This is a genomic window from Streptococcus oralis SK304, assembly GCF_000287715.1.
GTDB classification, from domain to species: domain Bacteria; phylum Bacillota; class Bacilli; order Lactobacillales; family Streptococcaceae; genus Streptococcus; species Streptococcus oralis_Y.
Window position 1 is genome coordinate 277,767 of sequence record NZ_ALJN01000016.1, and the last position, 20,139, is coordinate 297,905.

Below are 20,139 nucleotides of genomic sequence, written 5' to 3' on the forward strand. Positions count from 1 at the left end.
ATGAGAGATGATTTTCAGTTAGTTCTTAGGAAGTAATTGGAAAGGAAATAGTCCAGAACAAGTGTTCTGGACTATTTTTTATCTTGAGAAATAAGGAAGGCTTTTCAATCGTTCGAGTAAGGGACGACCAATAAAACTAATGGCAATGATCTTACCAAGGTCGGGGAGGATAAAGGGAAGGACACCAACAGCGAGTGCCTTGTCGAATGGCATTCCAGCAAGGAAGTGGAGGCTGAGAATACCTCCGACAAAGACGAGGGAGTCACCCAAGAGGTTGGCTAGGAAAATGCGAATATGGCCACTATTTTGATGGATGAGATAAGATGTAAGTCCTGCATAGACAAGGTCGAACCAAAGATAGCCTGAACTTGGACCGACTAAAACGTGGAATCCCGCACCTCCCCCTGCAAAGACAGGTAGACCAATAGCTCCCAGCAGGAGGTAGAGAGCTACAGATAGAACGGCTTCTCTGGGTCTAAAAACAGTAGCAATCAGACCGATTGCAAAGTTTTGCAGAGTGAAGGGGACAGGACCGATAGGGAGACTGATTTGTGCCAATACGGCGATGAGAGCAGCACCGATAGCAGGGAGAGCATAGATATGAGCTTTTTTCAAAACTGTTAACCTCTTTTCAAAATTATAGTAACTATTATACTAATTCAGAAGAAAAAGTCAACCTATTTTTTATAACGAGGTAACAATTTTGTAACAGCCGATTTTACATGTAAAAAGAGACCTCAAGAGGTCTCTTGCGATAATTAGCGCATGGTCACAAATTCTTCTGAGGCAGTTGGGTGGATAGCTACTGTAGCATCAAAGTCTGCCTTGGTCGCTCCCATCTTGATAGCGACTGCAAATCCTTGAATCATCTCATCCACTCCGTATCCTAGTCCGTGAAGGCCAACAACTTTTTCATCATCACCAGCTGTGATGAGTTTGAAGCGTGATTCTTGACGATGGTTTGTAACGGCTGAGTACATAGAAGCAAAGCTTGACTTGTAGACTTTGATGTTATCTTGGCCGTATTCTTTGATAGCTTGATCTTCAGTTAAACCGACTGTTCCGATTGCTGGGTGAGAGAAGACAACAGTAGGGATAGTTGTGTAGTCCATCTTAGCACTTGTTCTTCCATTAAAGAGGCGTTCAGACAGTGTGCGTCCTGCCTTGATGGCTACTGGGGTCAGTTCTTTCTCACCAGTAACATCTCCAAGAGCATATATGCCATCTACAACTGTATTTTGATACTCATCCACTTGGATAAATCCACGTTGGTTGAGTGTGACGCCAGCCTTTTCTAACTCCAGACCGTCTACATTTGGACGTCGCCCGGTAGCCCAGATAACTTGGCTGGCAGTGTGACTAGAACCGTCTTCAAAATGAATCGTAATACCTTGCTCCGTTTCTTCGAGCTTGACGGGTACCTTATGTGTGTGTAAAGGCAGACCAGTTTTTTCCATTTCATTGACAAGTCCTTCAACGATGTAGCTGTCAAAAGTGCGCAAGGGACGATCGCGACGGACAAACAAATCCGTTTTTACTCCTAGCGCGTGGAGAACACCTGCTAGTTCAACCGCGATATAGCCAGCTCCAAGAATCGCAACGGATTCAGGAAGTTGCTCCCAAGCAAAGACATCGTCTGAGCTGCCACCGAGTTCAGCTCCAGGAATAGTTGGGATGCTTGGACGAGCTCCAGTCGCAATCACGATATGCTTGGCACGAATCAATTCACCACTAACGCTGACTGTGTGGGAATCAACGAAATGAGCACGGCCTTCAATCAAATCAACGCCGTTACGCTTGAAACTTCCATCATAAGATGAGCGAGCGCGATCGATGTAGGCTTCACGGTTTTGACGAAGTTTTGCGAAATCAAATTGAACATCTGAACTTGTAAAACCATAGTCAGGACCGTAGTGGTGGAAGCTTTCGGCGATTTGGGCTCCATACCACATAATTTTTTTAGGAACACAGCCGACATTGACACAAGTTCCGCCTAATTTTTTCTCTTCGATAACAGCTGCTTTAGCACCGTGTTCGCCAGCTCGGTTCATGGTGGCAATGCCACCGCTCCCTCCACCGATGGCGATGATATCATATTCTCTCATAGAAAACTCCTTATAGCTTTGATAGTCATATTCTATCGTTTTTACTATTTGAATGCAAAAATCTGCTACGCTCTAAATAAATCGCAGAAATCACTTGCTAAATATAGAAATAAGGTGTATGATGTTACTAGTACAATTCTGCATAAATTAAATGAAAATAAGGCCCATTTCCTGAATATTTCTCTTTTCTCGCTATACAATCATTGTTCACAGTGGATAAATTTGATATAATGGACTTTAATGGAAAATATGAAAGGCATTTTGGGATGAAGAAGAATACGAAAAGAAAAAAAAGGCAATTTTACACAGTCATTGGAATTGCAAGTATTATTATTGTCGGAGCTATGGGAATTTTACTTTTTAGACAACCTTCTCAGGCTACTGTTAAAGATACGACCTCTCATTTGGTGACTGCCAAAGAAGGAACAGTTGCTTCATCTATTCTTTTATCTGGAACTGTTACTGTAAAAAATGAACAGTATGTATATTTTGATGCAAGTATGGGTGAGATTGAAGAAATTTTAGTCTCTGTTGGAGATAAGGTCGAAAAAGGACAAGCATTAGTAAAATACAATAGTTCCGATGCTCAGGCAGCATATGATGCTGCCAATCGTGCAGTAGCAAAGATTGATCGTCATATTAGTGAATTAAAGGAATCTCGAAGCAAAGCCCTTACTTACTCAGAAGAATATGGTGGTTCAGAGAGTAACACAGTATCTTCTCTTGATTCTCAAATTAAGGATGCATGTGACAATCGTGCAGATGCAGAAGCTCAAGTTAAAAAAGCAAAGGCTCAACTAGATGCGACAACTATTTTAAGCACGATAGAAGGAACAGTTGTAGAGGTGAATCGTGATCTTTCCAAATCCTCTGCGGGTAATGGCAAAGTAATAGTTCATATAGTGAGCAATGAAAATTTGCAAGTTAAAGGTGAATTATCTGAGTACAATCTTGCCAAGCTTTCAGTCGGACAAGAAGTGACCTTCACTTCTAAGGTCTACCCAGATAAGGCTTGGACAGGGAAGATCAACTATATCGCAACTTATTCAAAGAGTGGTGCTGATGGAAGCAATGGTAAAGGTGCATCGAATGTTGGCCCTAAATATCCATACACTATTGAAATTACGAGTGATATCGGTGAGTTGAAGCAAGGATTTTCTGTTAGTGTAGAAGTTAAGAGCGACAGTACATCTCTTCTCGTACCATTAACCAGCATCGTAGAAGAAGAAGGTAAAAACTATGTCTGGGTTGTTGACGAAGAGAATAAGGCTAAGAAAATCGAAGTTAGCCTAGGAAATGCTGACGCAGAAAACCAGGAAATCACTTCTGGCTTGACAAATGGGGCTAAAGTCATCAGTAATCCAACAACTTCCTTGGAAGAAGGAAAAGAGGTGAAGGCTGATGAAGAAACTAATTAGTCTAAAAAATATCTGTCGGAGTTATCGAAATGGAGATCAGGAACTTCAGGTTTTGAAAAATATCAACTTAGAAGTGAATGAGGGAGAGTTTGTTGCTATTATGGGACCGTCTGGTTCTGGAAAATCTACTCTAATGAATACTATTGGAATGTTGGACACACCAACTAGTGGTGAGTATTACGTAGAGGGGCAGGAAGTGGCTCGATTGGATGAAAAGCGGTTGGCCAAAGTCCGTAATAAAGAGATTGGTTTTGTCTTTCAACAATTCTTTCTTTTGTCTAAACTAGATGCCCTTCAAAATGTTGAATTGCCTTTAATATATGCTGGAGTTTCAGCTTCCAAACGCCGTAAATTGGCAGAGACCTATTTGAAAAAGGTAGACTTGACAGATAGAAGTCACCACTTGCCTTCGGAATTATCTGGTGGGCAAAAACAACGGGTAGCCATTGCCCGTGCCCTTGTCAACAATCCTTCGATTATTCTGGCAGATGAACCAACTGGGGCTTTGGATACAAGGACAGGAAGCCAAATCATGGAACTTTTGGTGGAGTTAAATGAAGAAGGAAGAACCATTATTATGGTCACGCATGAGCCTGAGATTGCAGCTTATGCAAAACGTCAGATTGTAATTCGTGATGGGGTTATTGCATCTGATAGTGGGCATTTAGAAGGGGAGGGGCATTGAGATGGAAAATCTAAAATTTGCCTTTTCATCGATTATGGCACACAAGATGCGTTCATTTTTGACGATGATTGGGATTATTATAGGAGTATCTTCAGTCGTTGTTATCATGGCTCTGGGAGACTCTATGTCTCGTCAGGTCAATAAAAATATGACCAAATCTCAGAAAAATATTCAGGTCTTCTTCTCGCCTATTAAAAGTAAGGATGGCTCTTTTACCCAAAAACAATCTTCTCTAACACTGTCTAGTCGAGAAGATACAGCTTATGTTGTTCCACCCAAAACACAGGAAGCATGGGTTAAGGAAGCCGCTAAAGTAAAAGGTGTAGATAGTTACTTTGTGACGAATAGTATAAATGTTACTCTGACTTATAAAGATAAAAAAGTTGAACAGGCTAGTTTAACAGGTGGTAATATGACTTATATGACTGCCACTGAAAATGAAATAATCGCTGGTAGGAGTCTAAGAGAACAAGATTACAGAGATTTTGCAAGTGTTATCTTACTTGATGAAGAATTGGCTAAAAGTCTTTTTGATTCACCACAGGCAGCTCTTAATCAGATAATTTCAGTTAATAACTTTCATTATCGAGTTATTGGAGTATATACAAGTACTGAAGCTAAAACTGCTAAAGCCTTTGGGATTGGTGGTCTTCCAATTACGACCAATATCTCTCTCGCAGCCAATTTTAATACTGATGAAATCTCGAACATCGTCTTTCGTGTCAATGATACTAGTCTAACGCAGACCTTGGGTCCAGAGTTGGCTCGAAAATTGACTGAGATTGCTGGTCTTCAGCAAGGGGAGTACCAAGTTGCGGACGCAACTGCCGCCTTCCAAGAAGTACAACAACTATTTGGTTTTATGACCACTGTTATCAGTGCCATCGCAGGAATCTCTCTCTTTGTCGGGGGAACTGGTGTTATGAATATCATGCTGGTTTCGGTGACAGAACGCACGCGTGAGATTGGTCTGCGGAAAGCTCTCGGTGCTACACGGGCTAATATCTTAGTACAGTTTTTGATTGAGTCCATGATCTTGACCTTGCTAGGTGGTGTCATCGGTCTTGGAATTGCTGCTGGAATGACCATGTTAGCTGGAGTGCTGCTCCAAAACATGATTGCAGGTATCGAAGTTGGGGTTTCCCTCCCAATTGCTCTCTTTAGCTTGGCTGTATCAGCCAGCGTTGGTATGATATTTGGTGTCTTACCAGCCAATAAGGCCTCTAAGCTCGATCCAATCGAAGCCCTTCGTTATGAATAAGATATAGAGCAGAAAAAACAAGATGGACATTTGTCCGTCTTGTTTTTGTATGGATTTTCCTATCGAAAATCACTAAAAATATGATATAATGAAGTGTTAGAAAAACAGGTTTCATTTGCCTGGAAAGGAAATATTATGTCTGAAAAGAATTTTTATATTACAACACCGATTTACTATCCATCTGGGAAACTTCATATCGGTTCAGCCTACACAACCATCGCCTGTGATGTCCTAGCTCGTTACAAACGCCTTATGGGCTACGATGTCTTTTATCTGACGGGTTTAGATGAGCATGGTCAAAAGATTCAACAAAAAGCAGAAGAAGCTGGGATTACACCACAAGCCTATGTTGATGGAATGGCAGTTGGAGTTAAAGAACTCTGGCAATTACTCGATATCTCATACGATAAATTTATCCGTACAACTGATGACTACCATGAAAAAGTAGTGGCTCAAGTCTTCGAACGTTTACTTGCTCAAGATGATATCTACTTGGGCGAATACTCTGGCTGGTATTCAGTTTCAGATGAGGAATTCTTTACAGAAAGCCAGCTTGCGGAAGTTTTCCGTGACGAAGCTGGAAATGTAACGGGCGGTATCGCTCCATCAGGACATGAAGTGGAATGGGTTTCAGAAGAGTCTTACTTCCTTCGTCTCAGCAAATACCAAGACCGTTTGGTTGAATTTTTCAAATCGCACCCTGATTTCATCACTCCAGATGGTCGTCTTAATGAAATGTTACGTAACTTTATTGAGCCAGGTTTGGAAGACTTAGCGGTTTCTCGTACAACCTTTACCTGGGGTGTGCCAGTACCATCTAATCCAAAACACGTTGTCTATGTTTGGATCGATGCCCTTCTCAACTATGCGACTGCTCTTGGTTATGGTCAAGACGATCATACTAACTTTGACAAGTTCTGGAACGGAACAGTCTTCCACATGGTCGGAAAAGATATTCTCCGTTTCCACTCAATCTACTGGCCAATCTTGCTCATGATGCTCGATATCAAGTTGCCAGAACGTTTGATTGCCCACGGTTGGTTTGTCATGAAAGACGGCAAGATGTCTAAGTCTAAAGGGAATGTCGTTTACCCTGAAATGCTAGTAGAACGTTATGGACTGGATCCACTTCGTTACTACCTCATGCGTAGCCTCCCAGTCGGTTCAGACGGAACCTTTACTCCTGAGGACTATGTAGGCCGTATCAACTATGAATTGGCAAATGACCTAGGAAACCTCCTCAACCGTACGGTTTCCATGATTAATAAGTATTTTGATGGAAAAGTTCCAGCCTATGTAGAAGGTGTGACTGAATTTGACAATGCTCTTGCTCAAGTAGCAGAGCAATCTATCTCTGACTACCATACACACATGGAAGAAGTTGACTACCCACGTGCACTTGAAGCAGTCTGGACTCTTATCTCTCGTACCAACAAATACATTGATGAGACTGCTCCATGGGTCTTGGCTAAGGATGAAGCTCTTCGTGACCAATTAGCAAGTGTGATGAGCCACTTGGCAGCTAGCCTTCGTGTCGTTGCTCACTTAATTGAACCCTTTATGATGGAAACCAGTCGTGCAGTCTTGACTCAGCTTGGTTTGGCAGAAGTTGCTAGCCTTGAAAACTTGAGCTTGGCTGATTTACCTGCAGGTGTGACTGTAGTTGCCAAAGGAACTCCAATCTTCCCGCGTCTGGATATGGAAGAAGAAATCGCCTATATTAAGGAACAAATGGAAGGCAACAAGCCAGACGTCGAGAAAGAATGGAATCCAGAAGAAGTCGAACTCAAACTAAGCAAGGAAGAAATCAAGTTTGAAGACTTCGATAAGGTTGAAATTCGTGTCGCAGAAGTCAAAGAAGTTTCTAAAGTGGAAGGTTCTGATAAGTTGCTTCAATTCCGCTTGGATGCTGGTGATGGTGAAGACCGTCAAATTCTCTCAGGAATTGCAAAATACTATCCAAACGAACAAGAATTGGTCGGCAAGAAAGTTCAAATCGTTGCCAACCTCAAACCTCGTAAGATGATGAAAAAATATGTCAGCCAAGGGATGATTCTCTCAGCTGAACATGATGGCAAACTAACCCTTCTCACAGTTGATCCAGCTGTACCAAACGGAAGTATGATTGGGTAATAGCAAAAAACCAACGTTAGGTACGTTGGTTTTTCTTGTTATATGCGAGATTATCTAAGAAGTGGTCTATCTCCTTTTGAGACCTGAGGAGAATTACTTTCTCTGGATAGGTTTCTTGAATCCCCTTGTAGCGTTCCTTAGCGGATTTGCTCCGCCCATCCCAGAGAATCCATCGGATAAAGTCCCAGTCAAAGCGTTCGGGGCAACCTGCAGCCATGCTTTCTCGGACCTTGCCTCGGTATGTGAGATACCGTTTAAGGGCTCGAAAGAGACAAGTCCATGGTGAAAAATTGAGAAAGATGATTTGGTCAGCTTGCTCCATCCTTTCCTCATAGCAGCACCAAGAGTAGTTTCCATCGATGACCCAGTCTGAGTGAGTGGTTAGGAATTTTTTCATCTCAGATTTCATCCAATCACGATCACTGTCTTGCCAATTTGGTTGAAATTGGAGGGTGTCCATATGCAGTTTGGGAATTGAGTAGAACTGGGATAACTTTTGTGCCAGGGTTGATTTCCCAGCACCAGAATAGCCGATAATTGCGATTTTCATTTTCTACCTTTTCGTAATGGAGGACAAAAAAACAGCCTCGGTGGACTGTTTCTTATTTAGCAAGTTTAGCTGAAAGACGAGCTTTATCGCGGCTTGCTTTATTTTTATGAATCAAACCTTTAGTTTCTGCTTTGTCGATAGCTGAGCTAGCAGCACGGAAAAGTTCTTCAGAAGGGTTTGATTCGAAAGCTTTGATAGCAGTACGCATAGCTGATTTTTGAGCTGAGTTTTTTTCGTTTTGTTTAACGTTCAATTCAGCGCGTTTGATAGCTGATTTAATGTTTGCCAATGTTCTTACCTCCATATTTACTAACTATACCATTATATATGAAAACTTAGGTTTTGACAAGGGGAAATTATTTTTTTAGGTAAATTTCATCGATTTCGTGGTTTTTAGTCTTGTGGAGAATGACCTCGGCGCGATTCCTTGTCGGTTCGATATAGTTTTGTAGATTTGTGAGATTAATACTGGTCCAAACCTGATGTGCAAAGGCTTCAACTTCTCCAATCGGCATTTGCGTAAAGCGGTGGTAGTAGCTGTTGAGATCATTTTGGGCAAAGCTGAGCAGTTTTAAGAAACGATCCAGATACCAACTTTCAATGTCCTCGACAGCAGCATCCACATAGATGGAAAAATCAAAGAAATCAGTGATGTAAAGGCGCTCATTTTGAGGGTTTTGAAAGACATTGATGCCTTCAACAATAACAAAGTCCGCAGCTTTGACACGCTGCTTCTCTCCAGGAACGATGTCATACACTTCATGAGAATAGACGGGGATATCTACATCTTGCCCATTCTTTAGGCGATCAAGAAAATTCAGCAAGGTTTCCATATCATAACTTTCAGGAAAACCTTTGCGATTTAATATATCTTGATCCATCAAGGTTTGATTGGGATAGAGAAAGCCATCCGTTGTCACTAGCTCTACAGTAGCATCAGTAACTGTACGAGAGAGAAGGATTTGCAGAAGTCGGCTAGTTGTTGATTTTCCTACAGCGACACTTCCTGAAACTCCAATGATAAAAGGCTGGGATTTGCTTTCACGTTGGAGGAAAATTCCTTTTGAAAATGCCAAATCATCCTTGGTGCGCTTGTAAATATGGATAAGATGGACAAGGGGAAGATAGACATCCGTTACGTCCTGCAGACTAATCTGGTCATTGAAACTCTTGATGGATTCTAACTCTTCCTCTGTCAAGGGAGGGGTTGTTTTGCGATGCAATGATTGCCAAGTATGGCGGCTGATTTTCTCAAAATGTAAAAATTCGTTGGTCATTTGTTTTCCCCTAGATATTTTGTTTATCATACCATAAAAAGCTAAAAAAATAAAGCGGTTTCTTGATGGTAGTAAGCCAATATCGTATAATAGAGGTAGATGGAGGTTGAATAATTTAATGATGAGATAGGGAATTGTTTCTGAAGAGTTATCAGTTATTAAAAGTGGTTTTTTAGTTCGCAACTTATAGGAGGTATACAATGAAAATCTTGAGATGTTACATATTGGAACTCTGTTTTATTTTAAGTTTTACACTACCTTTTATAAGGGGAGCGAATGCGGATAATGGTAGACGCTTTGTAGAAACCTATTACGGTTTTACCTTCTTAATGGATCATCTCCTTATAACAGCTGTCTTTATCTGTTCGCTCTTGATTGCCTGGCTAGTAAAAAAGCAGTGGACGAAATGGCTTGCTGCTGGTAGTTATCTATTTTTGATTTTGTGGATTGCTACAGAAGGATATCTATTCCGTATGTCACTAGAAGATTTGATACGACTTTGGACAAGTTTGGAAATCTTGACACAAACTTATCAGTTGGGTTTTTATCTAAACATCATATTGGGAATCTTGTTGATAATAAAGTATTTTAAGGTTAAGAAATAGTAATAAAAATGCGCCTGATTACAGACGATCTGCTTTATCCTGACTATGATAATTTGTAGTTCCCGATAGATTGTAATGTATTTCTAATAATTGAAAGAGATTGAAGAAAAGGTTTTTTGACTAGGATTCTTCAGTCTTTTTCATTTTATCATCACTTTGTAAACGACTTACAATTCAAGCCAAATTATGGTAAAATAGTTTTATGAGTAAAATGTATTATGCAGAAAATCCTGACGCTGCTCACGACATACATGAGTTGAGAGTGGAGTTGTTGGGAGAAAAAATGACCTTTTTGACGGATGCGGGTGTTTTTAGCAAGAAAATGGTTGACTTTGGGAGTCAGCTTTTATTGAAGTGTCTAGAGGTTAACAAAGGAGAAACGGTCCTTGATGTGGGTTGTGGATATGGGCCTTTGGGCTTGTCCTTGACCAAGGCTTATGGAGTTCAGGCAACCATGGTTGATATCAATAATCGTGCTCTAGACTTGGCTCGACAAAATGCTGAACGAAATAAGGTTGAAGCAACGATTTTCCAATCCAATATCTATGAACAAGTTGAAGGGAAATTTGACCATGTTATTTCTAATCCGCCTATTCGAGCGGGTAAACAAGTTGTTCATGAGATTATCGAAAAGAGCAGAGATTTCTTGAAAGATGGAGGTGATTTAACCATTGTCATTCAGAAAAAGCAAGGTGCTCCGAGTGCTAAAAGTAAGATGGAAGACGTTTTTGGAAATTGTGAAATCGTAAAGAAAGATAAGGGATACTATATCCTTAGAAGTGTGAAAGAATGAGAGCAGTTGATTTAATCCAAAAGAAACGAGATGGTCAAGAACTTACTTCAAATGAAATCAAGTGGCTAGTAGAAGGCTATGTGGCAGGAACTGTTCCAGACTATCAGATGTCTGCCTTTGCTATGGCGGTTTATTTCAAAGGAATGACGACACGAGAGATTTCTGACCTGACGATGAATATGGTTAAGACAGGTCAGGAGTTTGACTTGTCAGCTATTGATGGGGTTAAAGTTGACAAACATTCTACTGGTGGTGTAGGTGATAAGGTGACCTTGATTTTAGCTCCCCTTGTTGCTAGCTTTGGAGTGCCCGTGGCAAAAATGAGTGGTCGTGGACTAGGGCATACTGGCGGAACCCTAGATAAGTTGGAAGCAATCAAGGGTTACCAAGTGGAGCGCAGTCAAGAGGATTTTATCCGTCAGGTACAGGACATTGGTGTATCTGTCATTGGGCAGTCAGATCAGCTTGTTAAAGCAGATAAACTTCTCTATGCCCTTCGTGATGTGACGGCGACTGTCGACACGATTCCTTTGATTGCGAGTTCTGTCATGAGCAAGAAAATTGCTGCTGGTGCGGATGCCATTTTGCTAGACGTGACTGTTGGTGAGGGTGCCTTCATGAAAACTGTCGATGAGGCACGAGAATTGGCTCAAACCATGGTCGATTTGGGTAAGGCCGTTGGTCGAAAAACAGTTGCAGTCATTACAGATATGAGCCAACCCTTAGGGCGAGCTATTGGCAATCGTCTCGAAATCCTAGAAGCAATTGAAATTCTTCAAGGAAAGGGTCGAGAAGATATTAGCCATTTTATCTGCGAGCTAGCTCAGATTATGCTTGGCTTGGCTGATGTTGAGAAAACGATCGAGGAAATCCGTCAACACCTGGAAAATGGCCAAGCGCTGGCTAAGTTTGAAGAAATGGTAGCAGCTCAAGGCGGTGATTTAGAAGATCTCTATCGCCCAGTCAAGGTGGCGCATGTAGTTGATATCCCGGCTCAAGATACAGGTGTTATTTCAGCTCTTCCTGCAATGGAATTTGGGCTCTATGCCATGAGACTAGGAGCCGGTCGTGCAGTCAAGACTGATGACTTGGACTATGAAACTGGGATCGTTTTTGAGAAGAAGGTCGGTGACTCCGTTCAAAAGGGAGAAATTGTCGCAAAAGTTTATACAAATGGAAAAATTTCCCCTCAACTAGTTACAGAATTCCAAAAATATGTTAAAATAAATGATGGAGTGAAACGTTTGCAGGAAATAATTGAAATCATCTCATGAAAAAGAGAGGAATCCGAATATGAAATTAAACAAATACATCGATCATACGCTTTTGAAGCAAGATGCAAGTCAAGAACAAATTGATCGTTTGCTATCTGAAGCGCGTGAGTATGACTTTGCCAGCGTTTGTGTTAATCCCACATGGGTTAAACATGCGAAAACAGGACTTGAAGGCTCAGATGTAAAGGTTTGTACAGTAGTAGGTTTTCCTTTGGGAGCGACAACTTCAGCTGTAAAAGCTTTTGAAACAAAAGAAGCTGTTCAAAACGGTGCAGATGAGATTGATATGGTTATCAATGTCGGTGCTCTCAAATCAGGTAATCTTGATTTGGTTGAATCGGACATCCGTGCTGTCGTAGAAGCAAGTGGTGACAAGTTGGTTAAGGTCATTATTGAAGCTTGCTTGTTGACAGACGATGAAAAGGTTGTGGCTTGCCAATTATCCCAGAAAGCAGGCGCTGATTTTGTCAAAACTTCAACTGGATTTTCAACTGGTGGTGCCACTATAGAGGATGTTAAGTTGATGCGTAAAACAGTCGGACCAGATATGGGAGTTAAGGCTGCTGGTGGAGCTCGTTCTTATGCAGATGCTCTTGCCTTTGTGGAAGCGGGCGCTACCCGTATTGGAACATCAGCTGGTGTGGCAATTTTAAAAGGAGAATTAGCAGATGGCGACTACTGAGTTGATTGAACTAGCAATTGAAACCAGCAAACAAGCCTATGTACCCTATTCTCATTTTCCTATTGGAGCTGTTTTAGTAGCTAAGGACGGTAGCATTTATACGGGTGTGAACATCGAGAATGCTAGTTACCCCTTGACTAATTGCGGAGAGCGTACAGCGATTTTCAAAGCAGTTTCCGAAGGCCAAAGAGAGTTTTCAGAGTTGATTGTCTATGGACAGACTGAAAAACCTATATCACCATGTGGTGCTTGTCGCCAAGTGATGGCTGAATTTTTTGAAAAAGATCTAAAAGTGACACTTGTCGCAAAAGATAAATCGACGGTCGAGATGACGGTCGGGGAGTTACTTCCATACTCTTTTACAGACTTAAACTAGTCTGAGTCACTCTTTGAGTGACGCGGTCCTTGTGGCCAACCAATCCATACTTGCAACATCGTTGCACATCTTATTTAGGAGGTTCAGTAATGAACAAGAAACAATGGCTAGGCCTTGGTCTAGTTGCAGTGGCAGCAGTTGGACTTGCTGCATGTGGTAACCGCTCTTCTCGTAACGCAGCTTCATCTTCATCTGAAATGAAGACGAAAGCAGCGATTGTAACAGATACTGGTGGTGTTGATGATAAATCATTTAACCAATCAGCTTGGGAAGGTTTGCAAGACTGGGGTAAAGAACACAATCTTTCTAAAGATAAAGGTTATACTTACTTCCAATCAACAAGCGAAGCAGACTATGCTAACAACTTGCAACAAGCGGCTGGAAGTTACAACCTGATCTTCGGTGTTGGTTTTGCACTTCACAATGCAGTTGAAGAGGCAGCAAAAGATCACTCTGACTTAAACTATGTCTTGATTGATGATGTGATCAAAGATCAAAAGAATGTTGCGAGCGTAACATTTGCTGACAACGAAGCAGCTTACCTTGCTGGGGTTGCGGCAGCTAAAACAACTAAAACAAAACAAGTTGGTTTTGTAGGTGGTATCGAGTCTGAAGTTATTTCACGTTTTGCTGCTGGATTTAAAGCTGGTGTTGAGTCAGTAGACCCATCTATCAAAGTACAAGTTGACTACGCTGGTTCATTTGGTGATGCTGCCAAAGGTAAAACAATTGCAGCTGCTCAATACGCTGCAGGTGCAGACGTTGTTTACCAAGCAGCTGGTGGTACAGGTGCTGGTGTCTTTGCTGAAGCAAAATCTTTGAACGAAAGTAAAAATGAAGACGAAAAAGTTTGGGTTATTGGTGTAGACCGTGACCAAGCAGCAGAAGGTAAATACACTTCTAAAGATGGTAAAGAATCAAACTTTGTTCTTGTATCTACATTGAAACAAGTTGGTACAACTGTAAAAGATATTGCCAACAAAACAGAAAAAGGTGAATTCCCTGGCGGACAAGTTATTGTCTACTCATTGAAGGATAAAGGGGTTGACTTGGCAGTAACAAACCTTTCAGAAGAAGGTAAAAAAGCTGTTGAAGACGCAAAAGCTAAAATCCTTGACGGAAGCGTAAAAGTTCCTGAAAAATAATGGATAAAAGTCATTTCTTAGGAAGCGACCATCGGTCGCTTCTTTAAGAATTGAGGCAATTTTTTGTCTCAATAGAACTTGTTAACATGATTAGCAGGTTTTATTGAAACAAAATAAACCTCGGAAAGGAAAAGCATATGGCACACGAAAATGTCATTGAGATGCGGGATATTACCAAGGTGTTTGGTGAATTTGTAGCGAACGACAAGATCAACTTGCAACTGCGAAAAGGTGAAATCCATGCACTTTTAGGAGAAAATGGAGCGGGTAAATCCACTCTGATGAATATGCTGGCAGGACTTCTCGAGCCAACTAGTGGTGAATTGCGGTGAATGGTCAAGTTGTCAAACTAGATTCACCTTCTAAAGCTGCTAGTCTTGGAATTGGGATGGTTCACCAACATTTTATGTTGGTTGAGGCTTTTACAGTAGCTGAAAATATCATTTTGGGGAGTGAAATCACTAAAAATGGTGTGCTAGATATAGCTGAAGCTACTAAAGAAATCAAGGCTCTTTCTGAACGTTATGGTTTGGCAGTGGATCCTGCTGCCAAGGTGGCAGATATTTCCGTTGGTGCTCAACAACGTGTAGAAATCTTGAAGACACTTTACCGTGGTGCTGATATCCTCATCTTTGACGAACCTACGGCAGTATTGACTCCTTCAGAGATTGATGAGTTGATGGCTATCATGAAAAACCTTGTCAAAGAAGGAAAATCCATTATTTTGATTACCCATAAACTGGATGAAATTCGTGCGGTATCCAATCGAGTGACGGTTATCCGTCGTGGAAAATCAATCCAGACGGTGGAAATTGCAGGGGCAACCAATGCAGACTTGGCAGAGATGATGGTAGGACGTTCTGTCTCCTTCAAAACGGAGAAACAGGCACCACAACCAAAAGAAGTAGTCTTGTCTATCAAAGACTTGGTTGTCAATGAAAACCGTGGTGTACCAGCTGTGAAGAACCTTTCTTTGGATGTTCGTGCTGGTGAAATTGTCGGTATTGCAGGTATTGATGGCAATGGCCAATCTGAACTCATTCAAGCCATTACGGGTCTTCGTAAGGTTGAGTCTGGTAGTATTGAATTAAAAGACAAATCAATCGTAGGGATGCACCCTCGACAAATTACGGAACTCAGTGTAGGGCATGTTCCTGAAGACCGCCACCGTGATGGTTTGATTTTGGATATGATGATTTCAGAAAATATCGCTCTTCAAACCTACTACAAAGAACCACTCAGCAAGAATGGTATCTTAAACTATGCCAATATCACTTCACATGCCAAGAAATTGATGGAAGAATTTGACGTCCGTGCGGCGAGCGAGTTTGTTCCAGCAGCAGCTCTTTCAGGGGGAAATCAACAAAAAGCGATTATCGCTCGTGAGATTGATCGTGATCCTGATCTCCTTATCGTCAGCCAACCAACTCGTGGTTTGGATGTCGGTGCCATTGAATATATCCACAAACGCTTGATTGAAGAACGTGATAACGGAAAAGCTGTGCTTGTTGTCAGCTTTGAATTGGATGAGATTTTAAATGTTTCAGACCGAATTGCTGTTATTCATGATGGGAAGATTCAAGGTATTGTGTCGCCAGAAACGACTAACAAACAAGAACTTGGTATCTTGATGGCAGGTGGAAACTTGGGAAAGGAGAAGGATGATGTCTAAAAAGTTACAACAAATTTCGGTTCCCTTGATTTCCGTATTCTTAGGAATCTTGCTCGGGGCCATTGTCATGTGGATTTTCGGCTACGATGCTATCTGGGGTTATGAGGAGTTGTTCTATACAGCTTTTGGTAGTCTCCGTGGAATTGGTGAAATTTTCCGTGCCATGGGTCCTCTTATCTTGATTGGTCTGGGTTTTGCAGTTGCCAGCCGTGCAGGTTTCTTTAACGTTGGGCTTCCTGGTCAGGCACTAGCAGGTTGGATTCTTAGTGGTTGGTTTGCTTTGTCGCATCCGGACATGCCACGCCCAATGTTGATTTTAGCGACCGTAGTAATTGCTTTGATTGCAGGTGGAATTGTAGGTGCTATTCCAGGTATTCTCAGAGCCTATTTAGGTACATCAGAGGTTATCGTAACCATTATGATGAACTATATTGTTTTGTACGTAGGGAATGCCTTTATTCATTCTTTCCCGAAAGACTTTATGCAAAGTACAGACTCAACGATTCGTGTTAGTGCCAATGCTACATACCAGACACCATGGTTATCAGAGTTGACTGGAAATTCCCGTATGAATATTGGAATCTTCTTTGCAATCATTGCTGTTGGCGTGATTTGGTTCTTGCTCAAGAAAACGACCCTCGGTTTTGAAATTCGTGCAGTTGGTCTCAATCCCCATGCCTCAGAGTACGCTGGTATTTCAGCAAAACGTACAATCATTCTATCAATGATTATCTCTGGTGCTTTGGCTGGTCTTGGTGGAGCTGTCGAAGGTCTTGGAACCTTCCAAAACGTTTACGTTCAGGGATCATCATTAGCTATCGGATTTAACGGGATGGCGGTTAGTTTGCTTGCTGGGAATTCACCAATTGGAATTCTCTTTGCAGCCTTCTTATTTGGAGTTTTGCAAGTAGGAGCACCAGGTATGAACGCTGCGCAAGTTCCGTCTGAACTTGTCAGCATTGTAACAGCGTCCATTATCTTCTTTGTCAGTGTTCACTATATTATCGAACATTTTGTCAAACCAAAAAAACAAGTTAAAGGAGGTAAGTAAGGATGTCTATTACAACATTACTCACCCTCTTGGTCTCTTCTATGCTGATTTACTCAGCACCACTTATTTTTACGAGTATTGGAGGAGTCTTCTCTGAACGTGGTGGTGTCGTTAACGTCGGTCTTGAAGGAATTATGGTTATGGGAGCCTTTTCTGGGGTTGTCTTTAACCTTGAGTTTGCAGAACAACTTGGAGCAGCGACTCCTTGGATTTCCTTGTTAGTTGCCGGTATCGTGGGAGCTATTTTCTCCCTCATTCATGCAGTCGCTACAGTTCATTTCCGTGCGGACCATGTTGTCAGTGGTACAGTATTGAACTTGATGGCTCCTGCCTTAGCAGTTTTCTTGGTTAAGGTTCTTTATAACAAAGGGCAAACGGATAACTTAAGCCAGACTTTTGGACGTTTTGATTTTCCAGTTTTGGCTAATATCCCAGTGATTGGAGATATCTTCTTCAAGTCAACAAGTTTGCTAGGTTATATCGCGATTGCCTTCTCATTCTTTGCTTGGTTTATTCTCTTTAAGACCCGCTTTGGTCTTCGCCTTCGCTCTGTTGGTGAACACCCTCAGGCAGCAGATACCTTGGGGATCAATGTCTACAAGATGCGGTATCTTGGGGTTATCATTTCAGGTTTCCTAGGTGGAATTGGGGGAGCGATTTATGCTCAATCCATTTCAGTTAACTTCTCAGTGACAACTATTGTTGGACCTGGATTTATTGCCCTTGCTGCAATGATCTTTGGTAAATGGAACCCAATCGGTGCTATGCTTTCTAGTCTCTTCTTTGGACTTTCACAAAGTTTGGCAGTTATCGGTTCTCAATTGCCTTTCCTACAAGGAGTACCAGCGGTTTACCTTCAAATCGCCCCTTATGTCTTGACCATCCTTGTCTTAGCAGCTTTCTTTGGAAAAGCAGTTGCACCAAAGGCAGACGGTATCAACTACATCAAGTCAAAATAAGCATACAAAAAAACGTCAGTTTAAACTGGCGTTTTCTATTTTTAAAATTTCAGTTTTGAAACATATGATAGTAAATTATAGCGAATAAGCAACTCTTAAATTTTAAGTTCTAATTAAACTTAGTTTTCAATTTTTAGTATTCTAAAAATTTTAGGTAACATTATAATTATATATATTAGGAGGGTTCCTCCTCCAAATATGAATATCACCCCTCCATTCACTTCTTTTTGAAAAAGATAAGTGAATACTATGGTACCTATTGGCATGATAGATGTATTTAGTGTAAATAAAGTACTCATTACTCTGCCTAAAAATTTTGTTTCGATGGTACTTTGAAGGTAAGTCATCACAATAATATTTAAAACAACAAGAGTAAACGCTATGATTCCCATAAATATACTACCAAGAAAAGAAATAATAATTTGAGAGTTAGTTGATGCAAATGTGATGCCTAAACCAATAATAGCTATAGTTAAGAGAACAAGTGGCATGGTTATCTTACTCGAGAGTAAGATGTTGTTTTCTTTCTTATCTGGCAATAGTGACATTGAAATACTGGCTAAAAGCATTCCTACTGCTGCCATAGTTTCAAGCATTCCTACTGTTGAGTTACCTAACAGAAGTTGTTCCTTTACTACAAATGGCACCCCAATACTGATAGATGTGTAGAAAAAATTGAGGATAACACTTACAAGAATAATGTATTTTACAATTTGATTTTCTTTAAGAAATTGAATAATTTCTTTGACTCCATGCAGAGGATTTTCACAACTCGTAGCCTTGTTCTCTTTCTCGTTATATTCATAGTAAAATTTCATACTAAGTAGAACTCCTAAAGAGAGAAGATTTGCAAAAATTTCAATTAGAATAAAACCTGCAAAACCTAACCAACCATAAAAAATGACTCCAATAGCTGGAGAAATCATGGTTGCAATTGCAATGGCAGTCTGTGTAACAGAACTTAATCTTTGAATTTTTTTATCATTTACTAATTCATGAATTGAGGCTGAATAACAAGTATCACTTATATTGACTGTAATAGAGTGGAGTATTACAAATGGAATTACTAGATATAAGATACTAGAAGAATCCATAAGAAAATAAAAAGTATAAAACAAAAGAAAGATAAAAATCCTAAAGATGAAATTATATATTAAAATTTTCTTGTGTGGGTATCTATCTACTAGATTACCAATGGGAATTAAGAAAATCAAACTGACTAAAGGATAAATAATCATATTAATCCCAAAACTCATTGCAGATTTTGTTTGATCCAGTAGCATCAGACCTAAAGCAAAATTGAAAGATTTCCCGCTCAAAGAGCCAATGAAATTGCTAATAAAATCTTTTATAATTTGCTTATTTGATATACGATCACTAATTATATTTTTCATTTTTATTTCCACCATGAAAATTATTACTTAGAAAGTTTATATATTAAAATTCTTCACTAGGATACTAGTGTAATAGAATATTTTTAAACGCCAGTTTAAACTGGCGTTTTATTTTTTAGGATTTTGATGTGTCAAGTTTAGTCCCCAAGGGACAAGATTTTCAGTTTTATTTTTGATACGTGTGATATTATCCTTGTGACGAATGATAATCAAGCTAGCAAGTGTTAGGATAATCAGAATGAAGAGAGGGTCATAGCTGTCTAGGATAAATCCAAATAGTGGAAATAGTAGAACTCCGATGACGGCTGCGATAGAAGCGGCAACGCTAGACAAGGAAATCATACTACCAAGATAGAGGGTTCCAAAGAATACGACTGCTAGGTAGAGACAGAAGATAGGCGCAAATCCGAAAACAACTCCAGCGCTAGTTGCGACAGCCTTGCCCCCTTTAAATCCTGCAAAGATAGGAAAGGTATGTCCAATTACAGCTAAAAGTCCAAAGACAAGAGGCGATACACCTTGTAGGTGGAAAAGAATAGGAAGTAGAGTGGCCAAGGTCCCTTTAAAGAAGTCAATCACAAAGGTTGCCATACCAGCTTTCTTACCTAAAATGCGAAAGGTATTAGTCGTTCCAGTATTACCAGAACCATGCTCGCGCAGATTTGTTTGAAAGAAGATTTGTCCAATCCAAAGACCAGACGGAATCGAACCTAGCAGATAAGCAAAAATTAATAATACAAATGTCATCATAGACCTATT

19 protein-coding genes and 1 pseudogene are annotated in these 20,139 nt (G+C 40.6%); 13 read left to right on the forward strand and 7 right to left on the reverse strand.

Going from position 1 to position 20,139, the window contains the following annotated elements; genetic code table 11:
- Positions 1 to 78 precede the first annotated feature (78 nt).
- Positions 79 to 615, reverse strand: a complete 537-nt coding sequence (locus tag HMPREF1125_RS08265) for a biotin transporter BioY (protein WP_000709025.1) — start codon at positions 613 to 615, stop codon at positions 79 to 81.
- A gap of 143 nt (positions 616 to 758) precedes the next feature.
- Positions 759 to 2,105, reverse strand: coding sequence for a glutathione-disulfide reductase (gene gor, locus HMPREF1125_RS08270; protein WP_001209558.1), 1,347 nt, complete (start codon positions 2,103 to 2,105; stop codon positions 759 to 761).
- A gap of 266 nt (positions 2,106 to 2,371) precedes the next feature.
- Here gor and HMPREF1125_RS08275 point away from each other — a divergent pair, with 266 nt between their 5' ends.
- The 4 genes from HMPREF1125_RS08275 to metG all read left to right on the forward strand — a co-directional run bounded on the left by HMPREF1125_RS08275 (position 2,372) and on the right by metG (position 7,602).
- Positions 2,372 to 3,523, forward strand: a complete 1,152-nt coding sequence (locus HMPREF1125_RS08275; protein WP_000742428.1) for an efflux RND transporter periplasmic adaptor subunit — start codon at positions 2,372 to 2,374, stop codon at positions 3,521 to 3,523.
- Positions 3,507 to 4,208, forward strand: coding sequence for an ABC transporter ATP-binding protein (locus HMPREF1125_RS08280; protein ID WP_000733792.1), 702 nt, complete (start codon positions 3,507 to 3,509; stop codon positions 4,206 to 4,208). The genes HMPREF1125_RS08275 and HMPREF1125_RS08280 overlap by 17 nt, the downstream gene beginning before the upstream one ends.
- Before the next feature lies 1 nt (position 4,209).
- Positions 4,210 to 5,469 carry an ABC transporter permease gene (locus tag HMPREF1125_RS08285; RefSeq protein ID WP_000429252.1) on the forward strand — a complete coding sequence of 420 codons (1,260 nt, stop codon included), beginning with the start codon at positions 4,210 to 4,212 and terminating at the stop codon, positions 5,467 to 5,469.
- A gap of 135 nt (positions 5,470 to 5,604) precedes the next feature.
- The gene (gene metG / locus HMPREF1125_RS08290; RefSeq protein WP_001291388.1) at positions 5,605 to 7,602 is read left to right on the forward strand and encodes a methionine--tRNA ligase; all 1,998 of its coding nucleotides are present in this window, start codon (positions 5,605 to 5,607) and stop codon (positions 7,600 to 7,602) included.
- A 16-nt stretch (positions 7,603 to 7,618) separates the two neighbouring features.
- Here metG and HMPREF1125_RS08295 read toward each other — a convergent pair whose 3' ends face one another.
- From HMPREF1125_RS08295 to coaA, 3 genes are all read right to left on the reverse strand, one after another.
- Positions 7,619 to 8,152, reverse strand: coding sequence for a DNA topology modulation protein (locus tag HMPREF1125_RS08295; RefSeq protein WP_000684221.1), 534 nt, complete (start codon positions 8,150 to 8,152; stop codon positions 7,619 to 7,621).
- A 52-nt stretch (positions 8,153 to 8,204) separates the two neighbouring features.
- Positions 8,205 to 8,441, reverse strand: a complete 237-nt coding sequence (gene rpsT / locus HMPREF1125_RS08300) for a 30S ribosomal protein S20 (protein WP_001274008.1) — start codon at positions 8,439 to 8,441, stop codon at positions 8,205 to 8,207.
- A gap of 67 nt (positions 8,442 to 8,508) precedes the next feature.
- Complete coding sequence (gene coaA, locus HMPREF1125_RS08305) at positions 8,509 to 9,429, reverse strand: type I pantothenate kinase (RefSeq protein ID WP_000180476.1); 921 nt, start codon at positions 9,427 to 9,429, stop codon at positions 8,509 to 8,511.
- Positions 9,430 to 9,629: 200 nt separating this feature from the next.
- Here coaA and HMPREF1125_RS0102385 point away from each other — a divergent pair, with 200 nt between their 5' ends.
- The 9 genes and pseudogenes from HMPREF1125_RS0102385 to HMPREF1125_RS08345 all read left to right on the forward strand — a co-directional run bounded on the left by HMPREF1125_RS0102385 (position 9,630) and on the right by HMPREF1125_RS08345 (position 17,986).
- Positions 9,630 to 10,034, forward strand: a complete 405-nt coding sequence (locus tag HMPREF1125_RS0102385; RefSeq protein ID WP_000698665.1) for a hypothetical protein — start codon at positions 9,630 to 9,632, stop codon at positions 10,032 to 10,034.
- 202 nt (positions 10,035 to 10,236) lie between these two features.
- Positions 10,237 to 10,827 carry a class I SAM-dependent methyltransferase gene (locus tag HMPREF1125_RS08310; protein WP_080585606.1) on the forward strand — a complete coding sequence of 197 codons (591 nt, stop codon included), beginning with the start codon at positions 10,237 to 10,239 and terminating at the stop codon, positions 10,825 to 10,827.
- Positions 10,824 to 12,101, forward strand: a complete 1,278-nt coding sequence (locus HMPREF1125_RS08315) for a pyrimidine-nucleoside phosphorylase (protein WP_001202936.1) — start codon at positions 10,824 to 10,826, stop codon at positions 12,099 to 12,101. The genes HMPREF1125_RS08310 and HMPREF1125_RS08315 overlap by 4 nt, the downstream gene beginning before the upstream one ends.
- A 19-nt stretch (positions 12,102 to 12,120) precedes the next feature.
- Positions 12,121 to 12,783, forward strand: a complete 663-nt coding sequence (deoC, locus tag HMPREF1125_RS08320) for a deoxyribose-phosphate aldolase (protein ID WP_000773699.1) — start codon at positions 12,121 to 12,123, stop codon at positions 12,781 to 12,783.
- A complete protein-coding gene (locus tag HMPREF1125_RS08325; RefSeq protein WP_000246110.1) occupies positions 12,770 to 13,159 on the forward strand; it encodes a cytidine deaminase in 390 nt (129 codons plus the stop codon). Before deoC ends, HMPREF1125_RS08325 begins: the two co-directional genes overlap by 14 nt.
- Before the next feature lie 89 nt (positions 13,160 to 13,248).
- Entirely contained in the window at positions 13,249 to 14,304 is a 1,056-nt protein-coding gene (locus HMPREF1125_RS08330; protein WP_001036153.1) for a BMP family lipoprotein, read from the forward strand.
- 137 nt (positions 14,305 to 14,441) lie between these two features.
- Positions 14,442 to 15,976, forward strand: a pseudogene (locus tag HMPREF1125_RS08335) (ABC transporter ATP-binding protein).
- Complete coding sequence (locus tag HMPREF1125_RS08340) at positions 15,969 to 17,027, forward strand: ABC transporter permease (protein ID WP_000038645.1); 1,059 nt, start codon at positions 15,969 to 15,971, stop codon at positions 17,025 to 17,027. The pseudogene HMPREF1125_RS08335 and the gene HMPREF1125_RS08340 overlap by 8 nt, the downstream one beginning before the upstream one ends.
- Positions 17,028 to 17,029: 2 nt before the next feature.
- Positions 17,030 to 17,986 (forward strand): ABC transporter permease, encoded by a 957-nt coding sequence (locus tag HMPREF1125_RS08345; protein WP_000029134.1) that lies wholly within the window; start codon positions 17,030 to 17,032, stop codon positions 17,984 to 17,986.
- A 119-nt stretch (positions 17,987 to 18,105) separates the two neighbouring features.
- Here HMPREF1125_RS08345 and HMPREF1125_RS08350 read toward each other — a convergent pair whose 3' ends face one another.
- Positions 18,106 to 19,380, reverse strand: coding sequence for an MFS transporter (locus HMPREF1125_RS08350; RefSeq protein ID WP_000789516.1), 1,275 nt, complete (start codon positions 19,378 to 19,380; stop codon positions 18,106 to 18,108).
- 108 nt (positions 19,381 to 19,488) lie between these two features.
- A complete protein-coding gene (gene plsY / locus HMPREF1125_RS08355; protein ID WP_025172350.1) occupies positions 19,489 to 20,130 on the reverse strand; it encodes a glycerol-3-phosphate 1-O-acyltransferase PlsY in 642 nt (213 codons plus the stop codon).
- Between the last annotated feature and the right edge of the window lie 9 nt (positions 20,131 to 20,139).

Bases quoted from the DNA above. Each gene is read 5' to 3' on its own strand.
- gor (WP_001209558.1), bottom strand. From the start codon at position 2,105: ATGAGAGAATATGATATCATCGCCATCGGTGGAGGGAGCGGTGGCATT.
- HMPREF1125_RS08275 (WP_000742428.1), top strand. From the start codon at position 2,372: ATGAAGAAGAATACGAAAAGAAAAAAAAGGCAATTTTACACAGTCATT.
- HMPREF1125_RS08280 (WP_000733792.1), top strand. From the start codon at position 3,507: ATGAAGAAACTAATTAGTCTAAAAAATATCTGTCGGAGTTATCGAAAT.
- HMPREF1125_RS08285 (WP_000429252.1), top strand. From the start codon at position 4,210: ATGGAAAATCTAAAATTTGCCTTTTCATCGATTATGGCACACAAGATG.
- metG (WP_001291388.1), top strand. From the start codon at position 5,605: ATGTCTGAAAAGAATTTTTATATTACAACACCGATTTACTATCCATCT.
- HMPREF1125_RS08295 (WP_000684221.1), bottom strand. From the start codon at position 8,152: ATGAAAATCGCAATTATCGGCTATTCTGGTGCTGGGAAATCAACCCTG.
- coaA (WP_000180476.1), bottom strand. From the start codon at position 9,429: ATGACCAACGAATTTTTACATTTTGAGAAAATCAGCCGCCATACTTGG.
- HMPREF1125_RS0102385 (WP_000698665.1), top strand. From the start codon at position 9,630: ATGAAAATCTTGAGATGTTACATATTGGAACTCTGTTTTATTTTAAGT.
- HMPREF1125_RS08310 (WP_080585606.1), top strand. From the start codon at position 10,237: ATGAGTAAAATGTATTATGCAGAAAATCCTGACGCTGCTCACGACATA.
- HMPREF1125_RS08315 (WP_001202936.1), top strand. From the start codon at position 10,824: ATGAGAGCAGTTGATTTAATCCAAAAGAAACGAGATGGTCAAGAACTT.
- deoC (WP_000773699.1), top strand. From the start codon at position 12,121: ATGAAATTAAACAAATACATCGATCATACGCTTTTGAAGCAAGATGCA.
- HMPREF1125_RS08325 (WP_000246110.1), top strand. From the start codon at position 12,770: ATGGCGACTACTGAGTTGATTGAACTAGCAATTGAAACCAGCAAACAA.
- HMPREF1125_RS08330 (WP_001036153.1), top strand. From the start codon at position 13,249: ATGAACAAGAAACAATGGCTAGGCCTTGGTCTAGTTGCAGTGGCAGCA.
- HMPREF1125_RS08340 (WP_000038645.1), top strand. From the start codon at position 15,969: ATGTCTAAAAAGTTACAACAAATTTCGGTTCCCTTGATTTCCGTATTC.
- HMPREF1125_RS08345 (WP_000029134.1), top strand. From the start codon at position 17,030: ATGTCTATTACAACATTACTCACCCTCTTGGTCTCTTCTATGCTGATT.
- HMPREF1125_RS08350 (WP_000789516.1), bottom strand. From the start codon at position 19,380: ATGAAAAATATAATTAGTGATCGTATATCAAATAAGCAAATTATAAAA.
- plsY (WP_025172350.1), bottom strand. From the start codon at position 20,130: ATGATGACATTTGTATTATTAATTTTTGCTTATCTGCTAGGTTCGATT.